The 17,197-nt window shown below is 69.1% G+C and carries 18 protein-coding genes and 2 riboswitches; of the genes, 5 read left to right on the top strand and 13 right to left on the bottom strand.

Annotation, left to right across the window (positions count from 1 at the left end):
* Positions 1-267 (bottom strand): SAM-dependent methyltransferase (locus VM306_RS07175; protein ID WP_414672340.1); only part of this gene is annotated, 267 nt, incomplete at its 3' end.
* 127 nt (positions 268-394) lie between these two features.
* Here VM306_RS07175 and VM306_RS07180 point away from each other — a divergent pair.
* Complete coding sequence (locus tag VM306_RS07180; RefSeq protein ID WP_325512219.1) at positions 395-1,072, top strand: hypothetical protein; 678 nt, start codon at positions 395-397, stop codon at positions 1,070-1,072.
* 187 nt (positions 1,073-1,259) lie between these two features.
* On the opposite strand, the gene glyA is transcribed toward VM306_RS07180, so the two are convergent.
* The 8 genes from glyA to VM306_RS07220 form a co-directional block, all read right to left on the bottom strand.
* A complete protein-coding gene (gene glyA / locus VM306_RS07185; protein ID WP_325512221.1) occupies positions 1,260-2,525 on the bottom strand; it encodes a serine hydroxymethyltransferase in 1,266 nt (421 codons plus the stop codon).
* Between the two features lie 13 nt (positions 2,526-2,538).
* Positions 2,539-3,633: a glycine cleavage system aminomethyltransferase GcvT gene (gene gcvT / locus VM306_RS07190; protein WP_325512223.1), complete on the bottom strand. Its 1,095-nt coding sequence runs from the start codon at positions 3,631-3,633 to the stop codon at positions 2,539-2,541.
* A gap of 99 nt (positions 3,634-3,732) precedes the next feature.
* A riboswitch (glycine riboswitch) is annotated at positions 3,733-3,820 on the bottom strand.
* 1 nt (position 3,821) lies between these two features.
* Positions 3,822-3,927, bottom strand: a riboswitch (glycine riboswitch).
* A gap of 45 nt (positions 3,928-3,972) precedes the next feature.
* The gene (locus VM306_RS07195) at positions 3,973-4,275 is read right to left on the bottom strand and encodes a DUF3817 domain-containing protein (protein WP_191302747.1); all 303 of its coding nucleotides are present in this window, start codon (positions 4,273-4,275) and stop codon (positions 3,973-3,975) included.
* 14 nt (positions 4,276-4,289) lie between these two features.
* Positions 4,290-4,679, bottom strand: a complete 390-nt coding sequence (locus VM306_RS07200) for a hypothetical protein (protein WP_325512226.1) — start codon at positions 4,677-4,679, stop codon at positions 4,290-4,292.
* Positions 4,680-4,720: 41 nt separating this feature from the next.
* Positions 4,721-5,215, bottom strand: a complete 495-nt coding sequence (locus tag VM306_RS07205) for a helix-turn-helix transcriptional regulator (RefSeq protein WP_325512228.1) — start codon at positions 5,213-5,215, stop codon at positions 4,721-4,723.
* A gap of 164 nt (positions 5,216-5,379) precedes the next feature.
* Positions 5,380-5,559, bottom strand: a complete 180-nt coding sequence (locus VM306_RS07210) for a hypothetical protein (protein WP_414672341.1) — start codon at positions 5,557-5,559, stop codon at positions 5,380-5,382.
* A gap of 335 nt (positions 5,560-5,894) precedes the next feature.
* Complete coding sequence (locus VM306_RS07215; RefSeq protein ID WP_325512232.1) at positions 5,895-7,034, bottom strand: CaiB/BaiF CoA-transferase family protein; 1,140 nt, start codon at positions 7,032-7,034, stop codon at positions 5,895-5,897.
* Positions 7,031-8,167, bottom strand: coding sequence for an acyl-CoA dehydrogenase family protein (locus VM306_RS07220; RefSeq protein ID WP_325512234.1), 1,137 nt, complete (start codon positions 8,165-8,167; stop codon positions 7,031-7,033). Before VM306_RS07220 ends, VM306_RS07215 begins: the two co-directional genes overlap by 4 nt.
* Positions 8,168-8,273: 106 nt before the next feature.
* Between VM306_RS07220 and VM306_RS07225 the strand changes: the two genes are divergently transcribed.
* The 3 genes from VM306_RS07225 to VM306_RS07235 are packed head-to-tail and all read left to right on the top strand — an operon-like array spanning position 8,274 to position 11,997.
* Positions 8,274-8,708, top strand: a complete 435-nt coding sequence (locus VM306_RS07225; protein ID WP_325512236.1) for a GNAT family N-acetyltransferase — start codon at positions 8,274-8,276, stop codon at positions 8,706-8,708.
* Positions 8,709-8,763: 55 nt separating this feature from the next.
* Entirely contained in the window at positions 8,764-9,966 is a 1,203-nt protein-coding gene (locus VM306_RS07230; RefSeq protein ID WP_325512238.1) for an acetyl-CoA C-acetyltransferase, read from the top strand.
* Positions 9,967-9,969: 3 nt separating this feature from the next.
* Positions 9,970-11,997, top strand: a complete 2,028-nt coding sequence (locus VM306_RS07235) for a 3-hydroxyacyl-CoA dehydrogenase NAD-binding domain-containing protein (protein ID WP_325512240.1) — start codon at positions 9,970-9,972, stop codon at positions 11,995-11,997.
* Here the strand turns inward: VM306_RS07235 and VM306_RS07240 are convergent.
* Together VM306_RS07240 and VM306_RS07245 are read right to left on the bottom strand one after the other, a co-directional pair.
* Entirely contained in the window at positions 11,994-12,944 is a 951-nt protein-coding gene (locus VM306_RS07240; protein ID WP_325512242.1) for an AraC family transcriptional regulator, read from the bottom strand. The genes VM306_RS07235 and VM306_RS07240 overlap by 4 nt on opposite strands.
* Before the next feature lie 218 nt (positions 12,945-13,162).
* On the bottom strand, positions 13,163-13,711 hold the full coding sequence (locus VM306_RS07245; RefSeq protein WP_325512244.1) for a DM13 domain-containing protein: 549 nt from the start codon (positions 13,709-13,711) through the stop codon (positions 13,163-13,165).
* A gap of 62 nt (positions 13,712-13,773) precedes the next feature.
* On the opposite strand from VM306_RS07245, the gene VM306_RS07250 reads away from it, so the two are divergent.
* The gene (locus VM306_RS07250; RefSeq protein ID WP_325512246.1) at positions 13,774-14,124 is read left to right on the top strand and encodes a hypothetical protein; all 351 of its coding nucleotides are present in this window, start codon (positions 13,774-13,776) and stop codon (positions 14,122-14,124) included.
* Between the two features lie 889 nt (positions 14,125-15,013).
* Here VM306_RS07250 and VM306_RS07255 read toward each other — a convergent pair.
* Together VM306_RS07255 and VM306_RS07260 are read right to left on the bottom strand one after the other, a co-directional pair.
* Positions 15,014-16,042: a LacI family DNA-binding transcriptional regulator gene (locus tag VM306_RS07255; RefSeq protein ID WP_325512426.1), complete on the bottom strand. Its 1,029-nt coding sequence runs from the start codon at positions 16,040-16,042 to the stop codon at positions 15,014-15,016.
* Between the two features lie 75 nt (positions 16,043-16,117).
* A complete protein-coding gene (locus VM306_RS07260; RefSeq protein WP_325512248.1) occupies positions 16,118-17,140 on the bottom strand; it encodes a GNAT family N-acetyltransferase in 1,023 nt (340 codons plus the stop codon).
* Positions 17,141-17,197: the final 57 nt, after the last annotated feature.

Raw genomic sequence — 17,197 nt, forward strand, 5'->3', positions numbered from 1 at the left:
CGCGTGCACGCCGTAGTGCTTCGCGGCGTGGATGATCATCGATCCCCACCCGCAGCCGACGTCGAGCTCGCCGCTCACGTACGCACGCGCGAGCCCCAGCTCGTTCGGACTCCACACGAGCCGCCGAAGGGCGTCCCGCGACCGGATCACGAGCACGGTGCCGTCCTGCGGCCCCGCCACACTTCCGTCCCACGCACGAATCCCGATCGGCAGGGCCGAACCCAGCACCCGTTCGGCCATTCCCGCCAGCTGACCAGCGACGACCACCCCGCACCTCCTGCGCGACCCGGCTCCGCCGGACGTTCGGGACGACAAGAGGTTCGGTTCGTTTCTGAACCGAGACGCAACCGCGCCCGTATGGCCTGAATAGAGCGAACGGATGGACAAGGAGGACATGAGTGTGATCCGACGTAACCGCATTGCCATCGGGCTCGCCGCGGGACTGGCAGTTGTGCTGGGTCTGGGTGTCTGGAGCGCCACGGGTGGTGGCACGAACTCCAAGCCGGTGGCACAGACGGAGACCGACCTGGGCGTCCTCGGTGACTACGGCGACGTGGGTCAGCCCCCGGTACTCCAGGAGCCCGCCCAGGCACCAGAAGCCCCTGTTCAGCAGCAGGCACCGGAAACCCCCGCGGCGCAGCAACCCGCGGCGCAGCCCCCGGCGGCAGCCCCGGTCAGCTCCTTGAAGCTGGTCGGCAAGGCAGTGGACAAGATGGGCATGGTCGTCCAGGACGGCGACGGCCGCACGATGTACCGCTTCGACAAGGACACCCCGAAGCCGGAAGGCAAGTCGAACTGCAACAACCAGTGCGCCGTGACGTGGCCGCCGTTGCTGTCCGACACGGTCCCGCAGGTCGAGGGCATCGACTCGAAGCTGGTCTCGCTGATCACCCGCGCCGACGGCAAGAAGCAGGTCGCGATCGACGGCTGGGCCCTCTACGCCTACTCCCAGGACCCGAAGCCGGGCGCCTGGAAGGGCCAGGGCGTCGGCGGAACGTGGTTCGTGGTCCAGCCCAACGGCAAGCGCAACGTGGAGTGCCTGCCCCCCGGCGTAACGGCCCCCGCTGCCTGAACCGCAGCATCCCGTTAGGACAGTCCATCTGAGACACACAGCACCCTGACACGGTGTGACCCCGGCCCTGGGGAAGGGGCCGGGGTTCCCGTCGTTTCGCTCTGAGAACACGGAGGGGCGCCACCGACGAGGTGGCGCCCCTCCGCTTTGAAGGTGTCAAGAGCGTGAAGGCAGCGCCCTCAAGAACTCAGAGCGTCGAGTACAACGGGTGCTTGGCGGCCAGGACCTCGACCCGAGCCCGCAGCTCCTCAACGGCGGCCCCGGGCTTCAAGGCCTCAGCGATCACGTCAGCGACCTCGACGAAGTCGACCTCACCGAACCCGCGAGTGGCCAACGCCGGCGTACCGATCCGCAACCCCGAGGTGACCATCGGAGGCCGCGGGTCGTTGGGAACGGCGTTGCGGTTGACGGTGATCCCGATCCGGTGCAGCACGTCCTCCGCCTGCTTGCCGTCCAACTCGGACGAAACCAGGTCGACGAGCACCAGGTGGACATCAGTCCCCCCGGTGAGCACCTTCACCCCGGCCGAAGCGACATCAGCCTGCGACAACCGGTCGGCCAGAATGCGCGCCCCCTCCAGAGTCCGCCGCTGACGATCAGCGAACTCCGGGGAGGCGGCGTGCTTGAACGCCACGGCCTTGGCCGCGATCACGTGCTCGAGCGGACCACCCTGCTGCCCGGGGAACACCGCCGAGTTGATCTTCTTGGCGATGTCGGCGTCGTTGGACAGGATCACGCCGCCACGAGGACCACCCAGGGTCTTGTGGGTCGTGGTCGTGGTCACGTGCGCGTGCGGCACCGGCGACGGGTGCAACCCAGCGGCGACGAGCCCGGCGAAGTGCGCCATGTCGACCATCAGGTACGCGTCGACGGAGTCCGCGATCCGGCGGAACTCCGCGAAGTCCAGCTGACGCGGGTAGGCGGACCAGCCGGCGACGATCAGCTTGGGCCGGTGCTCGGTGGCCAGCCGCTCGACCTCGGCCATGTCGACGAGGCCGTCGGAGTCGGCCACGTGGTACGGCACGACGTTGTAGAGCTTGCCGGAGAAGTTGATGCGCATGCCGTGCGTCAGGTGCCCGCCGTGCGCCAGGTCCAGGCCCAGGATGGTGTCGCCCGGCTGGAGCAGGGCGAACATCGCGGCCGCGTTGGCCTGCGCGCCCGAGTGCGGCTGGACGTTCGCGAAGCCGGCGTCGAAGAGCGCCTTGACGCGCTCGATGGCCAGGCGCTCGATGACGTCGACGTGCTCGCAGCCGCCGTAGTAGCGGCGGCCGGGGTAGCCCTCGGCGTACTTGTTGGTCAGCACCGAACCCTGGGCCTGCAGCACCGAGACGGGCGTGAAGTTCTCCGAGGCGATCATCTCGAGGGTGCCCTGCTGGCGCGCCAGCTCGGCGGCAACGGCCTCGGCGACCTCGGGGTCGTACTCCGCGAGGGAGGCGTTGAACTGCTCGGACATCTGGAAGATCTCCCTACTTGGCGCGCTTGTAGAACGGAAGTGCGACGACCTCGACCGGCTGCTTCTTGCCGCGGACGTCCACCAGCAGAGGGGTGCCCGGCTCGGAGCTCGCGCGGGACACGTAGGCCATGGCGACGGAGTAGCCGAGGGTCGGGGACAGCGCACCCGACGTCACCTCGCCCACGACCTCGTCGCCGTTCAGCACCGCGTAACCGTGACGCGGTGCGCGGCGCTCGGGGGTCTTCAGGCCCACCAGGACCGAGTCCACACCGGACTCCGAGACCTTGGTCAGTGCGTCACGGCCCACGAAGTCGCCCGGCTTGTCGAGCTTCACGACGCGACCGAGGCCGGCGTGGTACGGAGTCAGCGACGTCGTCAGCTCGTTGCCGTACAAGGGCATTCCGGCTTCGAGGCGCAACGTGTCGCGGCAGCCGAGTCCACACGGCTTGAGCTCGTGCGCGGCGCCGGCCTCCAGGAGCGCGGCCCAGACGGCGGACGCGTCGGCGGGCGCCACGAAGAGCTCGAAGCCCTCCTCACCGGTGTACCCGGTGCGGGCCAGGAGCGCGTCCACGCCCGCGACGGTCGACGGGTACGAGGCGTAGTACTTGACCGCCGAGAGGTCGGTGTCGGTCAGGCCGGACAGGATCTCGACCGACTTCGGGCCCTGGATCGCGATCAGCGCGTAGTCGGTCGAGGCGTCCGTGACGACGGTGTCGAACCCGGCGGCGCGCTCCACCAGCGCCTCGGCCACCACGGAGGCGTTGGAGGCGTTCGCGACGACCATGAACTCCTCGTCGCCCAGGCGGTAGACGATCAGGTCGTCGATCACGCCGCCGTCGGCCTGCGTGATCATCGTGTAGCGGGCCTTGCCGACGGCCAGCGCGGAGATGTGGCCGACCAGCGCGTGGTCGAGCGCTTCGCCCGCCTGCGGCCCGGTCAGGACGATCTCACCCATGTGCGTGAGGTCGAACAGGCCCGCGGTGGTGCGCACCGCGTGGTGCTCCGCGAGCTCGCTCGAGTAGCGCAGCGGCATCCGCCAGCCCGCGAAGTCGGTGAACATCGCGCCGAGCTGCTCGTGCTCGGCGTTCAGAGGCGTGAGGCGGGACATCAGAACGCTCCTTGAGGGTGCGCCGAAGAGCCGGGCGAGGCCGGCTGAGGCAGCAGAAGAATGACACGGTCCATCGGAGACTCCTCACGAGAGCGAGCCTCCCCCTCTGTCATGAGCCTGAGAGCTTCGCCGCGCGGAACGCGACTTGCACCGTGGGCGAGGCCGATGGGCCTGCTTTCCAGAGTTGCCTTCGTCGTGCGGTAGGGGTACCTGAGAGATTCCGGGGAGGAGTTGCTCCTTCGGCGCCCTCTGCCCGGCGAACCGGAAACAGTGGGACTCTCCCGCGCGACATCGACGGCCGTGTTCAGTTGTCAGCCCCAGACGCTAGCAGGCCAAACGTCACAACGGCACGCCCTGCGCGGTCTTCTCGACCACTTTGCGCTCCGCCCAGAACGACAGGAACGGGATCGTCCCGGCGAGCAGCACGAGGGCGGTGCCCTTGATCGACCAGCGCAGCTTCAGCGCGAGGTCGACGGAAAGCACCAGGTAGATGGCGTAGAGGAAGCCGTGGATCGGGCCCACGACCTTCATCGCCCCGCCCATGTCCGCGGCGTACTTGAGCACCATCGCCACGACCAGGAGCAGCAGGAAGACACCGACCACGTAAGCCATGACCCGGAACCGGGTCAACGCACCCTTCATCTGCCCGCCTTCGCTCAACGACCGTCCCGCGCGTTGAGGTCCGCGAGCATGCGGTTGTAGGCCGCGAGCTCCGCGTCTTCTTCGTCGTCGACGTGCTCGACAGGCGCGGGTTTGACGGCGTCAACGGTAGCTACCGGCTTCGGAGCGGGCGCAACCGGCTCCGGTGCGAGAGCCTCGTCACGGTTCTGGCGTGCCAGGCGGCGGAAGCGCCACACCATGAAGAGGGGGAAGAGGCCGAAGAGGGGCCACTGGAGCACGTACCCGAGGTTCTGGAACGTGCCGCTGGCGGAGGAGAAGCGCTGCCACTGCCAGTACGCGAGCCCGCAACAGACGATCAGCGCCGCCAGACAGGCGAGCGCGATCAGAACACGCTGGGGAGTAAGGAGGCCGCGCACGACCTCCACACTACAAGTGCAGGGCTCCCGCCTTCGAGAGCCCTTCTCCGCTACGCCACGCCGTCCCGGCGCTGCCTCTGCAGACGTGCGACGCACCAGGCCGCGGCGGAGCCACGACGAAGGTGCTGGAGAACCGTCATCGGTCCCAGGCGCCTCCCGAGGTCGGCAGGAGTCAGGCCGGCAGCGCGGTAGTCGAGCGCGCGCTGGTCCAACGGGCTGATGCCCGCGTCCCACCACTGCTCGGCCTCGCTGACGTCACCGACGAGCTGCCAGTAGCTCGCTGCGGCGGCGAGCAACGCCTCGGGTGCCTCCGGCGCCCGCTTGCGCATCGCGGCCACGTAGGCCGGATCCGCCGAGTCGACCTTGACCAAGCCACGCGACCCGCTCCTGGCGGCACCCCGCTGCACGGGGATGCCTGGCGCCACGGGGGGAGCCTCGGCGAGCCACGCGTTCTTGATCCGGTTCACCTCCTGCATCTCTGCGTCATCAGACCGTTCAGCCGCCCACTGCTTCAAGAGCTCGTGGACCCCGGAGTCCTCGACCATCCATGCCTCCTCGTCGGTCGGGGATCGGCCATTGCAGCGGAAGGTATTCGGTAGGTCTGACAATCGCCAGACCCTGAATCCCCAGAACACCCGTTACCAGTGCGTGATTGGCCGCTTTCCACCCGTCCGGCTCAACGCGAACGGTCGTATCTCACCGTCAGTCACTAGCGGATCGGCGTCGCCGTCCCGAAGAGGCTCCTGATGAAGGTGATGATCGACTCCGCGCCCTCGCGCAGCCAGCCGAGCACCGTCTGGACCGCGCCGGCGGACTCCTCGGGCCGGGTGATCAGGAGGAACAGCACCAGCGCGACGACCGCCAGCACTAGCACCTTCTTGAGGTTCACAGGTACCTCTCCGTCCATGTCGCTCACAGCTGAGGCGGCGGACCGCCGTGTCACCCGACATGCTCCCTCATTCACCCTTGCGATGAACAACGGCCACGCCCAAGCCGGGTCAGGATCCACCGGCAGCGCACGCCTGCACGACGGCCAACGTCACCCGAATGGCGGCTAAAGCCGTTCCTGTCCAGCGCCGATGTCCTGGGCACGAGGTGAACACGGACTCCCTCGCATCCCACAGCTTGGACAAGGACTGGTGCACCGGACCTCACCCGGATGCCGAGCCCTCGGCATCACGCTGCGTCACGCCGTCGTTGCGCATTTAATGCGCACCCGGCCATTCATCCAATTACTCCGGCCCGCCGCAGTTCCATAATTTCGGCGTCCGACACACCCATGTCGGCAAGCACTTCCCCGGTGTTCACCCCGGCTTCCACGGGAGGCGTCGGAACCGCCGTCGGCGTCCGGTCGAAACGGGGGGCCGGCGCCGGGTGCAGCGCTCCGGAGACGTCGACGAACGTGTCCCGCGCCGCGTTGTGCGGATGCCGCGCCGCCTCGTCGGGGGTCAGCACCGGCGCCAGGCACGCGTCCGTGTCCCGCGCGAGGTCGGCCCACTCGTCCCGCGTCCTGGTCTTCACCGCCGCCGCGATGCGTTCCCGCAGCTCGGGCCAGTTCGCCGGGTCGTTGCGCGACGGCGCGTCCTCGAGACCCAGCACGCGCACCAGGTCGGCGTAGAACCTCTCCTCCAACGCGCCCACGGCCACGAACCGGCCGTCCGCGGCCTCGTAGACGTCGTAGAACGGCACGCCGCCGTCGAGCATGTTCTCGCCGCGCCCGCCCTGCCACATGCCCGCGGACCGCATCCCGTGCAGGAACGTCGTCAGCAACGCCGCCCCGTCGACCATGGCCGCGTCCACGACCTGACCGCGCCCGGAGCGCTCCCGTTCGTACAGCGCGGCGAGCACGCCGAGGGCCAGCAGCAGCCCTCCCCCGCCGAAGTCGCCGAGCAGGTTGATCGGGAACGACGGCGGCCCGCCTGCCCGTCCGAGGGGTTCCAGCGCGCCCGCGACGGCGATGTAGTTGATGTCGTGGCCGGCGCGGTCGGCGAGGGGCCCGTCCTGGCCCCAACCGGTCATACGTCCGTATATGAGGCGCGGGTTGCGGGCGAGGCACTGCGCCGGACCGATGCCGAGCCGTTCGGTGACGCCCGGCCGGAAGCCCTCCACCAGCACGTCCGAGCGTTCGACCAGCCGCAGCACCAGCTCGGAGCCCTCGGGCCTGCGGGTGTCGACCGCGATGGAGCGCCGGTTGCGGCCCAGGAAGTCGCCGGGGACCGTCGAGCGGCTCCCCGGCTTGTGCACCTGGACCACGTCCGCGCCCAGGTCGGCGAGCACCATGCAGGCGAACGGCGCGGGCGCGAGGCCCGCGAGCTCGACCACGCGAAGACCTGCGAGAGGTCCCTTCCCGGAAGGACCGGTCACAGGGACCTCGCGATGATTTCCTTCATGATCTCGTTCGTGCCGCCGTAGATCCGCTGCACGCGGGCGTCGGCCCAGGCACGGGCGATCGGGTACTCGTTCATGTAGCCGTAGCCGCCGAACAGCTGCACGCACTCGTCGACGACCCTGCTCAACCGGTCGCTGGCCCACCACTTCGCCATCGCCGCGGTCGGCACGTCCAGCTCGCCGCGCAGGTGCTTCTCGACGCACTCGTCGATGAACGCCCTGGTCACGGCCGCCTCGGTGGCGCACTCGGCGAGCTTGAACCGGGTGTTCTGGAACTTGATCAGCTCCTTGCCGAACGCCTGGCGCTCCTTCACGTACCTCAGCGTCAGGTCGACGGCGGCCTCGATGCCCGCGACGCAGCAGACGCCGATGATCAGGCGTTCCTGCGGCAGCTGCTGCATGAGCTGGACGAAGCCGAGGCCCTCCTGCCCGCCGAGGAGGTTCGCCGCCGGCACGCGCACGTCGTCGAAGAACAGCTCGGCGGTGTCCTGGCCCTTCATGCCGACCTTGTCGAGCACGCGGCCGCGCCGGATGTCGTTCTCCACGACGAGCAGCGAGATTCCGGTGGCGCCCTGCGCCGGGTCGGTCTTGGCGACGACGATGACGAGGTCCGCGAGCACGCCGTTGGTGATGAAGGTCTTGGAGCCGTTGATGACGTACTCGTCGCCGTCCTTGACGGCCTTGGTGCGGATGCCCTGGAGGTCGGAGCCCGCGCCCGGTTCGGTCATCGCGATCGCGCCCACGTACTCGCCGGACGCGAGCTTGGGCAGCCAGCGCCGCTTCTGGTCCTCGGTGCCGTAGGAGTTGAGGTAGTGGGCGACGATGCCGCTGTGGACGCTGTTGCCCCACGAGCTGTCGCCGGCGCGCGCCTGCTCCTCGAGCAGCACGGCCTCGTGCGCGAACGTGCCGCCACCGCCGCCGTACTCCTCGGGGATGCTCAGGCACAGCAGCCCGAGCTCACCGGCCTTGCGCCACAGGTCGCGGTCGACCTGCTTCTGCTCGGCGAAGCGGTCGGCGTTCGGGGTCACCTCCTTCTCGAAGAACGTGCGCGCGAGCTGGCGCAACTGGTCCAGGTCGCTGTCCATCCACCGCGATCGACGCTCTGCCATGCGGTCAACGAAACCACCGGTGGGTGATCGACGCCATGACCGGCACGCGTCGGCGTCACCCGAAAATCTGAGCGAAATTCCCACCCCGTCGTCCAGACTTCACGGTGTGGAGATCCATCAGGTCGAGCCGGACGAGTGGCGGTTGTGGCGCGACACCCGGCTGGCAGCCCTGTCCAGCGACCCCGAGGAGTTCGGGTCGACGCTGGCGGCCGAGCAGCGGTACGGCGAGACCGAGTGGCGCGACCGCGCCGCGGAGGGCCTCAAGCTCGTCGCGCTCGACCAGGAGCCCGTGGCGCTGGTCGCCGCCACCGCCAAGCCGGAGGGCCTCTACCTCCACTCGATGTGGGTGCGGCCGTCCCACCGCGGCCGCGGCATCGGGGAAGCGCTGGTCAGGACCGTGCTGGAGTGGGCAGCGGAGGAGGGCTGGAAGGTCGTCGTGCTGCGGGTCTGGGTCGACAACCTGCCCGCGCGGAAGCTCTACCGGCGCCTGGGGTTCGTCCAGGCGGAAGATCCCGAGCACATGGAGTTCAGGGTGAGCTAATCGGTCACCCTCCACGGTCATGGCCAGCTCGATGAGCCGGGCCTAGCGTGGTGTCATGAGCGAAGCCTTGATCTTCGACGCGGTGCGCACGCCGCGCGGCAAGGGCAAGCGCGGGTCGCTGCACAGCGTCAGGCCCGTCGAGCTGGCCGCCGGTGTGCTGCGCGCGCTGTCCGAACGCAACTCCCTCGACACCTCCGCGGTCGACGACGTCGTGTTCGGCGTCGTGTCACCGCTCGGCGAGCAGGGCGGCGACATCGCCCGCACGGCCGTGCTGGCCGCCGGGTGGGACCAGCGCCCCGCCGGCGTGCAGCTCAACCGGTTCTGCGCGTCCGGACTCGAGTCGGTGAACCTCGCGGCGGCCAAGGTCGCGTCCGGGTTCGAGGACCTGGTGGTGGCGGGTGGCGTCGAGTCGATGTCGCGCGTGCCGATGGGCTCCGACGGTGGCGCGTGGGCGATCGACCCCTCGACGAACTTCGACCTGTCGTTCGTGCCGCAGGGCGTGTCGGCCGACCTGATCGCGACGCTCGAGGGCCATTCGCGCACCGACGTCGACGCGTGGGCCGCCCGTTCGCACGCCCGCGCGTTCGAGGCGCAGAAGAACGGCTGGTTCGAGCGGTCCGTGGTGCCGGTCGTCGACCAGAACGGCACGGTGGTGCTCAAGGAGGACGAGACGATCCGTCCCGAGTCCACCGTGGAGTCGCTGGGCAGGCTCAAGCCGAGCTTCCAGTTCCACGGCGACCTCGGCTACGACACGGTGGCGATCGACCGCTACCCCACCGTCGAGCGCATCACGCACGTGCACACGCCGGGCAACTCGTCGCAGATCGTCGACGGCGCCGCGGCCATGCTGATCGGCTCCGCGGCGGCCGGGAAGGCGCTGGGCCTCACGCCGCGCGCCCGGATCGTCTCCGTGGCCGTCGTGGGCACCGAGCCGACGATCATGCTCACCGGACCGGCGCCGTCCGCCCGCAAGGCCCTGGACAAGGCGGGCCTCTCGGTGGAGGACATCGACCTGTTCGAGGTCAACGAGGCGTTCTCGTCGGTCGTGCTGAAGTTCCTGCGGGACATGGACGTCCCCGAGGACAAGGTCAACGTCAACGGCGGCGCGATCGCGCTGGGGCACCCGCTGGGCGCCACCGGCTGCATGATCCTCGGCACGCTGCTCGACGAGCTGGAGCGCCGGGACCTGCGCCGCGGCCTCGCCACGTTGTGCGTCGGCGGCGGCATGGGCATCGCGACGATCATCGAGAGGGTCTAGAAGATGCCGTTCCACTACGACAAGGACGCCGACGGCATCGTCACCCTGACGATGGACATGTCCGGCTCCGCCAACGTCATGAACGACGAGTACCGCGACCTGATGGGCGACGCGGTCTCGAAGCTCGAGGGCGACGACATCACCGGCGTCATCATCACGTCCGCCAAGAAGACGTTCTTCGCCGGCGGCGACCTCAACGTGCTGATCGCGATCACGCCGGAGAACGCCTCGCAGGCGCTGGAAGGCGTCGAGGAGCTCAAGTCGCAGCTGCGGCGCCTGGAGAAGCTCGGCAAGCCGGTCGTGGCGGCGATCAACGGCACCGCGCTCGGCGGCGGGTTCGAGATCGCGCTCGCCTCGCACCGCCGGATCGTGCTGAACGACAACGGCATCCGCGTCGGTCTGCCCGAGGCGACGCTGGGCCTGCTGCCCGGCGGCGGTGGCGTCACGCGCATGGTGAGGCTGCTCGGCGTGCAGAAGGCGTTGCCGTTGCTCATGGAGGGCAAGCAGCTGCGTCCGGAACGCGCGCTGCAGGCCGGGATCGTGGACCAGCTCGTGGACACGCGCGAGGAGCTGATCTCCGAGGCCCGTGCGTGGATCAAGGCGAACCCGGCGCCGACGCAGCCGTGGGACGTGCAGGGCGCGGGCGTGCCGGACCTGAAGTTCGGCGACCCCAACAGCTACGGCCTGCTCGCCGCCGCTCCCGCCGTGCTCAGCAAGAAGTCGCACGGCGCGTACCCGGCACCGCAGAAGATCATGGCGACGGCCGTCGAGGGCGCCTACGTCGACTTCGACACGGCGTTGAAGATCGAGGGCCGCTACTTCGTGGAGCTGGCCTCCGGTCAGGTCTCCAAGAACATGATCACGGCGTTCTGGTTCAACCTCAACGAGGTCAACGGCCGCGCGTCGTCGGCGGGCAAGCGGGTGGCGAAGCTCGGCGTGCTCGGCGCGGGCATGATGGGCGCCGGAATCGCCGAGGTGTCCGCGAAGGCGGGCATCGAGGTGGTCCTGAAGGACGTCACCCTCGAAGGCGCGCGGAAGGGCGCTCAGGGCCTGGAAGGCGTCAAGCCGACCGACTCCGACGACGACCTCGCGGGCTGCGACCTGGTCATCGAGGCCGTCTTCGAGAACCGCGAGCTGAAGAACGAGGTCCTGTCCTCCGCCGAGGCGAAGGCGTTGCCGGACGCGGTGATCGCGTCCAACACCTCGACGCTGCCGATCACCGGCCTCGCGTCCGCGGTGACGGCGCCGGAGCGGTTCATCGGCCTGCACTTCTTCTCGCCGGTGCCGAAGATGCGGCTCGTGGAGATCATCCGCGGCGAGAAGACGTCCGGGGAGACGCTCCAGCGCGCGCTGGACTACGTGCGGCAGATCGGGAAGACGCCGATCGTCGTCAACGACTCGCGCGGCTTCTACACCTCGCGGACCTTCGGCACGTACGTCATCGAGGCGATCACGATGCTGGCCGAGGGCGTGGCCCCGGCGCTGATCGAGAACGTCGCGAAGAAGTCCGGCATGGCCGTGGGCCCGCTGGCGGTGTCCGACGAGGTGACGCTGTCGTTGCAGCTGAAGATCCACGACCAGACGCTCGCCGACGACCCGTCCCTGGTCTCGGAGAGCCCGGCCTACGACCTCATCCGCGAGATGGTGTCGCTGGGGCGCAGCGGGAAGTCGACCGGCGCGGGCTTCTACGAGTACCCGGAGGGCGGCAGGAAGTTCCTGTGGCCCGAGCTCACGACCCGGTACGCGAAGGCCGACGCCGGAGTGTCCGAACAGGACGTTCGCGACCGGCTGCTGTTCGTGCAGTCGCTGGAGACCGTGCGGTGCCTGGACGAGGGCGTGCTGACGTCGGTGGCGGACGCGAACATCGGCTCGATCTTCGGGTTCGGCTTCGCGCCGTGGAGCGGTGGCACGCTGCAGTTCATCAACTCCTACGGCGTGCAGGCTTTCGTCGAGCGCGCGGACTACCTCGCCGACACCTACGGCGAGCGGTTCCGTCCTCCGGCATCCCTGCGGGAGCGCGAGAAGTTCTAGGCACGGTAGGAGCCGGGTGAAGACCCGGTCCACCGCTTGAACGCCCGGTGGAAGGCGCTCGCCTCGGAGAACCCGAGGCGCAGCGCCAACTCCTCCACCGACTCCCCGCCGCGCACCAGCGACGCCACCGCCTGGTCGCGCAGCAACTGCTCCCGCACCTCGCGGAACGACGTTCCCTCAGCGGCGAGCCTGCGCCGCAACGTCGGCGCCGACACCCCCAGCGCGGCCGCCACGGCCTCCAGCCCCGTCACCCCGCGCCCGAGCAGCCGCCGCACGTGCCCCGCCGTGTCGGCCCCGTGGTCCCGGCGCGACAACAACTCCGCCGGCGAGTGCCTCAGGAACCTGCGCAACGCCGCCTCGTCCTGCACGACCGGCATGCGCAGGAACTTCGGGTCGAACGAGATCGCGGTGGCGGGCGCGCCGAACGTCAGCGGGCAGCCGAAGATCAGGTGGTACTCGGCGGCGTGCGCGGGCTCGGGATAGGCGAACCCGGCGCCCTGCAAGGGGATGCGCCGGCCGATCAGCCACGACGAGAACCGGTGCCACAGCACGAGCAGCGACTCGGTGAGGAAGTGGTCGGGGTCGCCCGGGATGTCGAGCGTGAAGCGCCCGCCGTCGAGCGACAGGCGCAGCGGCTGCTCGAACAGCGAGTAGAACGCCAGGCCTCGCCGCAGCGCCGACTCGAGGTCGGGGCAGTGCACGGCCAGCAGGCACATCATCGCGAACGTGCCGCGCTTGGACGGCCGCGGCCCGAAGCCCATGAACTCGTCGTCGAGGACTTCCCAGAGCGTCTGGATGAACTTCGTGTACTGCGCGGGAGTGACCCGCGCCCGGTCGTCGGCGAGAAGGCTCGCGGGGATGCCCGCGCCCTGCAGGACGGCGGACGGCTCCGGGCACGCGCGCAGTGCCGCACGCACGTAGTGGATCGCCACGGTCCGGGAGTGCACGACCCACAGTAGAACGCCGACGGCGGTGATGCGGCTCCAGGGAGAGTAGGAGCCGCATCACCGCCGTCGAGGGGCCCACCCAGTGAGCCGTACTCCTCGCCGACGGGGCTTCCGCACGCCCGTCAGCAAGGGACGATGTCGTATCTGTTCCGTTAACGTTATGTGGTCTAGACCAGGAAAGTCAATAGTGCAAGAAGAGCACTTCGAGCCGGGATGTTTCAGGCTTGTTCCAGCGGGGCTACGGCAAAGCCCGCGGAGAACCTCTGGCACCAGATGACCACACTCCGAATGGTGGAGACATCGACGCTGGACGGAATCTCGTACACCTGGTCACCCCGGTTGCCCTTCAACTTGCCGAGGCTCGTGAAACCGCTGCCGAACGTTTTCTCCGACGAGCTCGACGCGTGCGGCGAAAGGTAAACGTACAGGTCAGGGCCATCACTGGTGTTCAAGGACGCGAACTGCACCGAATGCCCACCGCCCGGCAGCTCGATCAGGCTCGCCTTACCGGTGGTGGCGTGTTCGAGCGACCGCCACTCCCCGGCCGCCACCTCCTTCGCCGTTTCCGCGACAGGCGCCGGCGCACTCGCGGGAGTTGACTGAGTGGTCGACTGAGTAGCCGACTGGGAGGTCGTCGCCGGCACGAGCAGGGCATCGTGCGTTTCGCGAACCGTGAGCAGCCGCCACGGCTGGAAGAGGTACAACCCGACACCGAGCACGACGACCAGGAAAACTGAGGCGGGAATCAGGAATCGACGACTGCGCATACCGAAAATACTGGCCCGAACCGGACCGAAAAGAGCTTACGAGGTTGTTAGGGTCGCTAGCCGTGGCGACACAGGCGAGGATCGGCCAGGCGGTGCTCGGAGTCCTGATGGTCGGCTGCGCCCTGACGGGCCTGTTCCCCAGACCGGTACCGCTCCTCTTCGCCATAGCGGCGATCGGCACCGCCAACGCGGCGTTCCCCCTCATGCGCACGTTCGGCTCGGCACTGCTCGGCGGCGTGGCAGCCTCCTCCATCGCCCTGTCCTCGGTCCCGTTCGTCACCTGCTCCACGGAACGCTTCACCGAGGTGTTCACCTGCACGGGTGATGCTCCGACATGGCACCTGACCGGAACAGTGCTGGTGGCGGGCCTTTCCGGAGCCAGTCTGGTACTGGCCAGGATCACCGGGCAATGACAACGACCACTCAACCGCTGCTATCAAGGAGCCGATAAGGCAAGCGGCGAGCGTTCTCCAGCAACCGCCCGACCGGTAGCCTGCCGGGAGCGCGATCGCCCGACTGCACCCCGTGAGCATCTGAGGAGGACTGCTGTGCGCGCACTGTGGGCAGCAGGTGGTTCCGCCGTGCTCGGGTCGGCGTTGCTGGGAGTGCTGGTGGGCATGGCGATCCACGGCGTGAACACGGAAGACCCGCGAAGCAGACCCCCGGCCTCCACCTGGGTCAGGTCCACGACCAGCACCCCACCGAGCCAGACGGAGATCTCCTCCCCCACGAGCAGCACCCCGCAGAGCTCCACGAGTTCCCCGCAAAACGCGGCACCAACGCCGAAGAGGACCACCCCACCCCCGGCGGCGACGAACGAGACCCCGCCCCCAGCGCCCGCACCGTCAGCGACGACGACGACCACGACGCCGTCCGGCTGGTCCTGCAGCCCCCTGAACCCGCTGCCACCACCCACGTGCAAGAACCTGGACAACGGCCGATAGCCAGACGCCGGGCCGCCGCACAGGCAGGCCCGCGAAGACGGGCAGCGGCGAGGAAAAGGCCAGCCGGGCAGGCTCGCGCAGAGGTCCCCCCGGCTCGAGGCTCCCCCGCGGTCCAACCTAGCGGCGGGGTCTGACAGTGCAGACGATCTTGAGGACGCACGAGCGCGCAGCTCAAGCGATGGCGAAGCCGAGCGGTCCCGAGCAAAGCGAGGCCGCAAACGCAACCAAACCAAGCAGCAGTCAGCCGCCAGAACCAACAGGCGTGCCATCAACCCGCAGACGGCGCTGGCCCCGGCTCCTCTGGGAGTGCCGGGAGTTCGAGGGCGGAGCCCTCAGGACCGGACAAGCAACGCAGGAATCAAGCAGACTCCCGCCGAACCAACACGGTGGGCAGCATCTCCTTCTTGGGCTTCACAGTCTCGTCCCGGAGCAGCTTCATCAGATGCTCCACCATGTGCTTGACCTGCTCATCGGAATCCTGCCGAACAGAGGTCAACGGCGGCGAGGTGTGCTCGGCAATCGCAATATGGTCATCAAATCCAACCACGGCAACATCCTCAGGAACCCGCCGGCCCGCCTCCTGCAGCGTCTCCAGAGCCCCAGCAGCCATCAGGTCGGAAGCGACGAACACAGCATCCAACCCAGGCACCCGCCCCAGCAGAGCGGACATGGCCTTGCGCCCACCCTCCCGAGTGAACCCACCATCCTCGGTAACCCGGGCAACAGCGCGATCATCAAGACCAAGCGCAGACCGGAACCCGTTCAACCGATCAATGGCCGACAACTCGTCCACAGGCCCGGAAACGTGGACGATCTTCCGCCGCCCAAGAGACTTCAGGTGCTCGGTGGCGAGAACAGCGCCACCCTCGTTGTCGTTGTCCACGAGGTGCATCCCCCGCAACGACCCCCAGGGCTTACCGGCGTACACCACCGGCAACGGCAGCTTCTTCACGACGGCGACGAGCTCGTCGTTGCGGTGCGGCGCGAAGACGAGAGCACCATCGACGTGCCCACCGGCCAAGAACCGGTGCGCACGGACCTGGTCGTCGTGCGAGTGCACGAGCATCAGCACCATCTGCACGTCGACGTCGGCAAGAGCGCGCGCCCCTGCACGGATCAGACGCGCGAAGTGCGGGTCGTCGAAGATCTTGGGTTCCGGCTCGGAGAACAGCACGGCCACGGCGCCTGTGCGGCGGGTGACCAGCGCCCGCGCGGCGCGGTTCGGCTGGTAGCCCAGCGCCAGCACGGCTGCGTTGACCGCTTCCAGCGCTTCGGGACTGACGCGCGGGGACGCGTTCAGCACTCGTGACGCCGTGGCGCGGGAGACCCCAGCCCTCGCGGCAACGTCTTCCAACGTCGGACGCGCGTGGATGGACACGAGCACCACCACTCCTCGATGAAAACCTTTGATCCGCCAAGCAGCTTAGCCCCAAGCGATCTCCGAGGAGGGTTTCCGCGCTGTTCACCGAGTTTTTTCGGCCATCACCGCCGTGATCGACGTCTTCAGGGCGCGTCCGCGTGGCGCGATCGAAACGCGGAGCAGTCCGTCCTCCCGGCGTGTCGTGGTCTGCAGGCCGGCGCGGGCCGCTGTGCGCACCAGAGCGGTCTCCGACGGCAGGCACCACGCCACCAGCTCCGCGTAACCCGCGGCTCGCGCGTCGGAGGCCAGGGCGCCGAGCAGGGCCGTGCCGACACCGCGGTGCTGCCAGGCGTCCTCCACCAGCAGGGAGATCTCGGCGCAGTCCGGTGTGCCGGTCTGGATGAGCTGGCCGAGGGCCACCACCTGGTCCGCGCACTGGGCCAGGACCGTGGTGCCGCGGGGCGGGCTGAGCAGGCGGTGCAGCCAGCGGCGGGGCAGGGTGCGCATGCCGGAGTGGTAGCGGTTGAACAACGTCCTCATGGAACAGCGGGAGTGCAGGTCGGCCACGGCGTCCTCGTCGGCGCCGGTGCCGGGGCGCAGGACCAGGGCCACGCCGTCGTCGCTCAGCACGCCCCGAAGGGCGGGGGCCGGGGCGTCCACGAGGTCGAGCAGCGCCTCCGCCCGTGCCAGCTCGACCTGGGTGAACCTCGCCCAGCCGCGCCGGGCCGCCATGTCCCCCAGCTGGACCTGGCCGTCCCCGGCCTCGCCGTGGGTCACCGCGTCGGCGGAGAGCACCTGGCGGAGCGCCTCGGCCGTCCTGTCCGGATCGGCGAGGGCCATCTTGGCGGCGCGCAACGCCGCCGTGGGCTCGTCCACCAGGTCCCGCATGTCGGCGCTGGTGATCCCCACGCACTTGGCGCCCTCGCTGCGCACCGCCTCGACGAGGTCGGCGGGCAGCACGCCCTCGCCCGCGCGCACGACGATCTCGTCGAGCACCCCGCCGGGGACGGGCATCACGTGCAGGGCGAGGACGTTGCAGTCGGCCGCGGCCAGCCGGACCATGACGCGCGCGAGCGCGCCGGGGCTGTCGCTGAGTTCGAAGCGCATGCGCCAGGTCGTCGTCATGTCGTCAAGAGTTCATGGAACTTGTTGCCGCGAAGCGAACCACGGGTAAAACGACCG

This window comes from Lentzea sp. (genome assembly GCF_035525475.1).
Classification (GTDB): domain Bacteria; phylum Actinomycetota; class Actinomycetes; order Mycobacteriales; family Pseudonocardiaceae; genus Lentzea.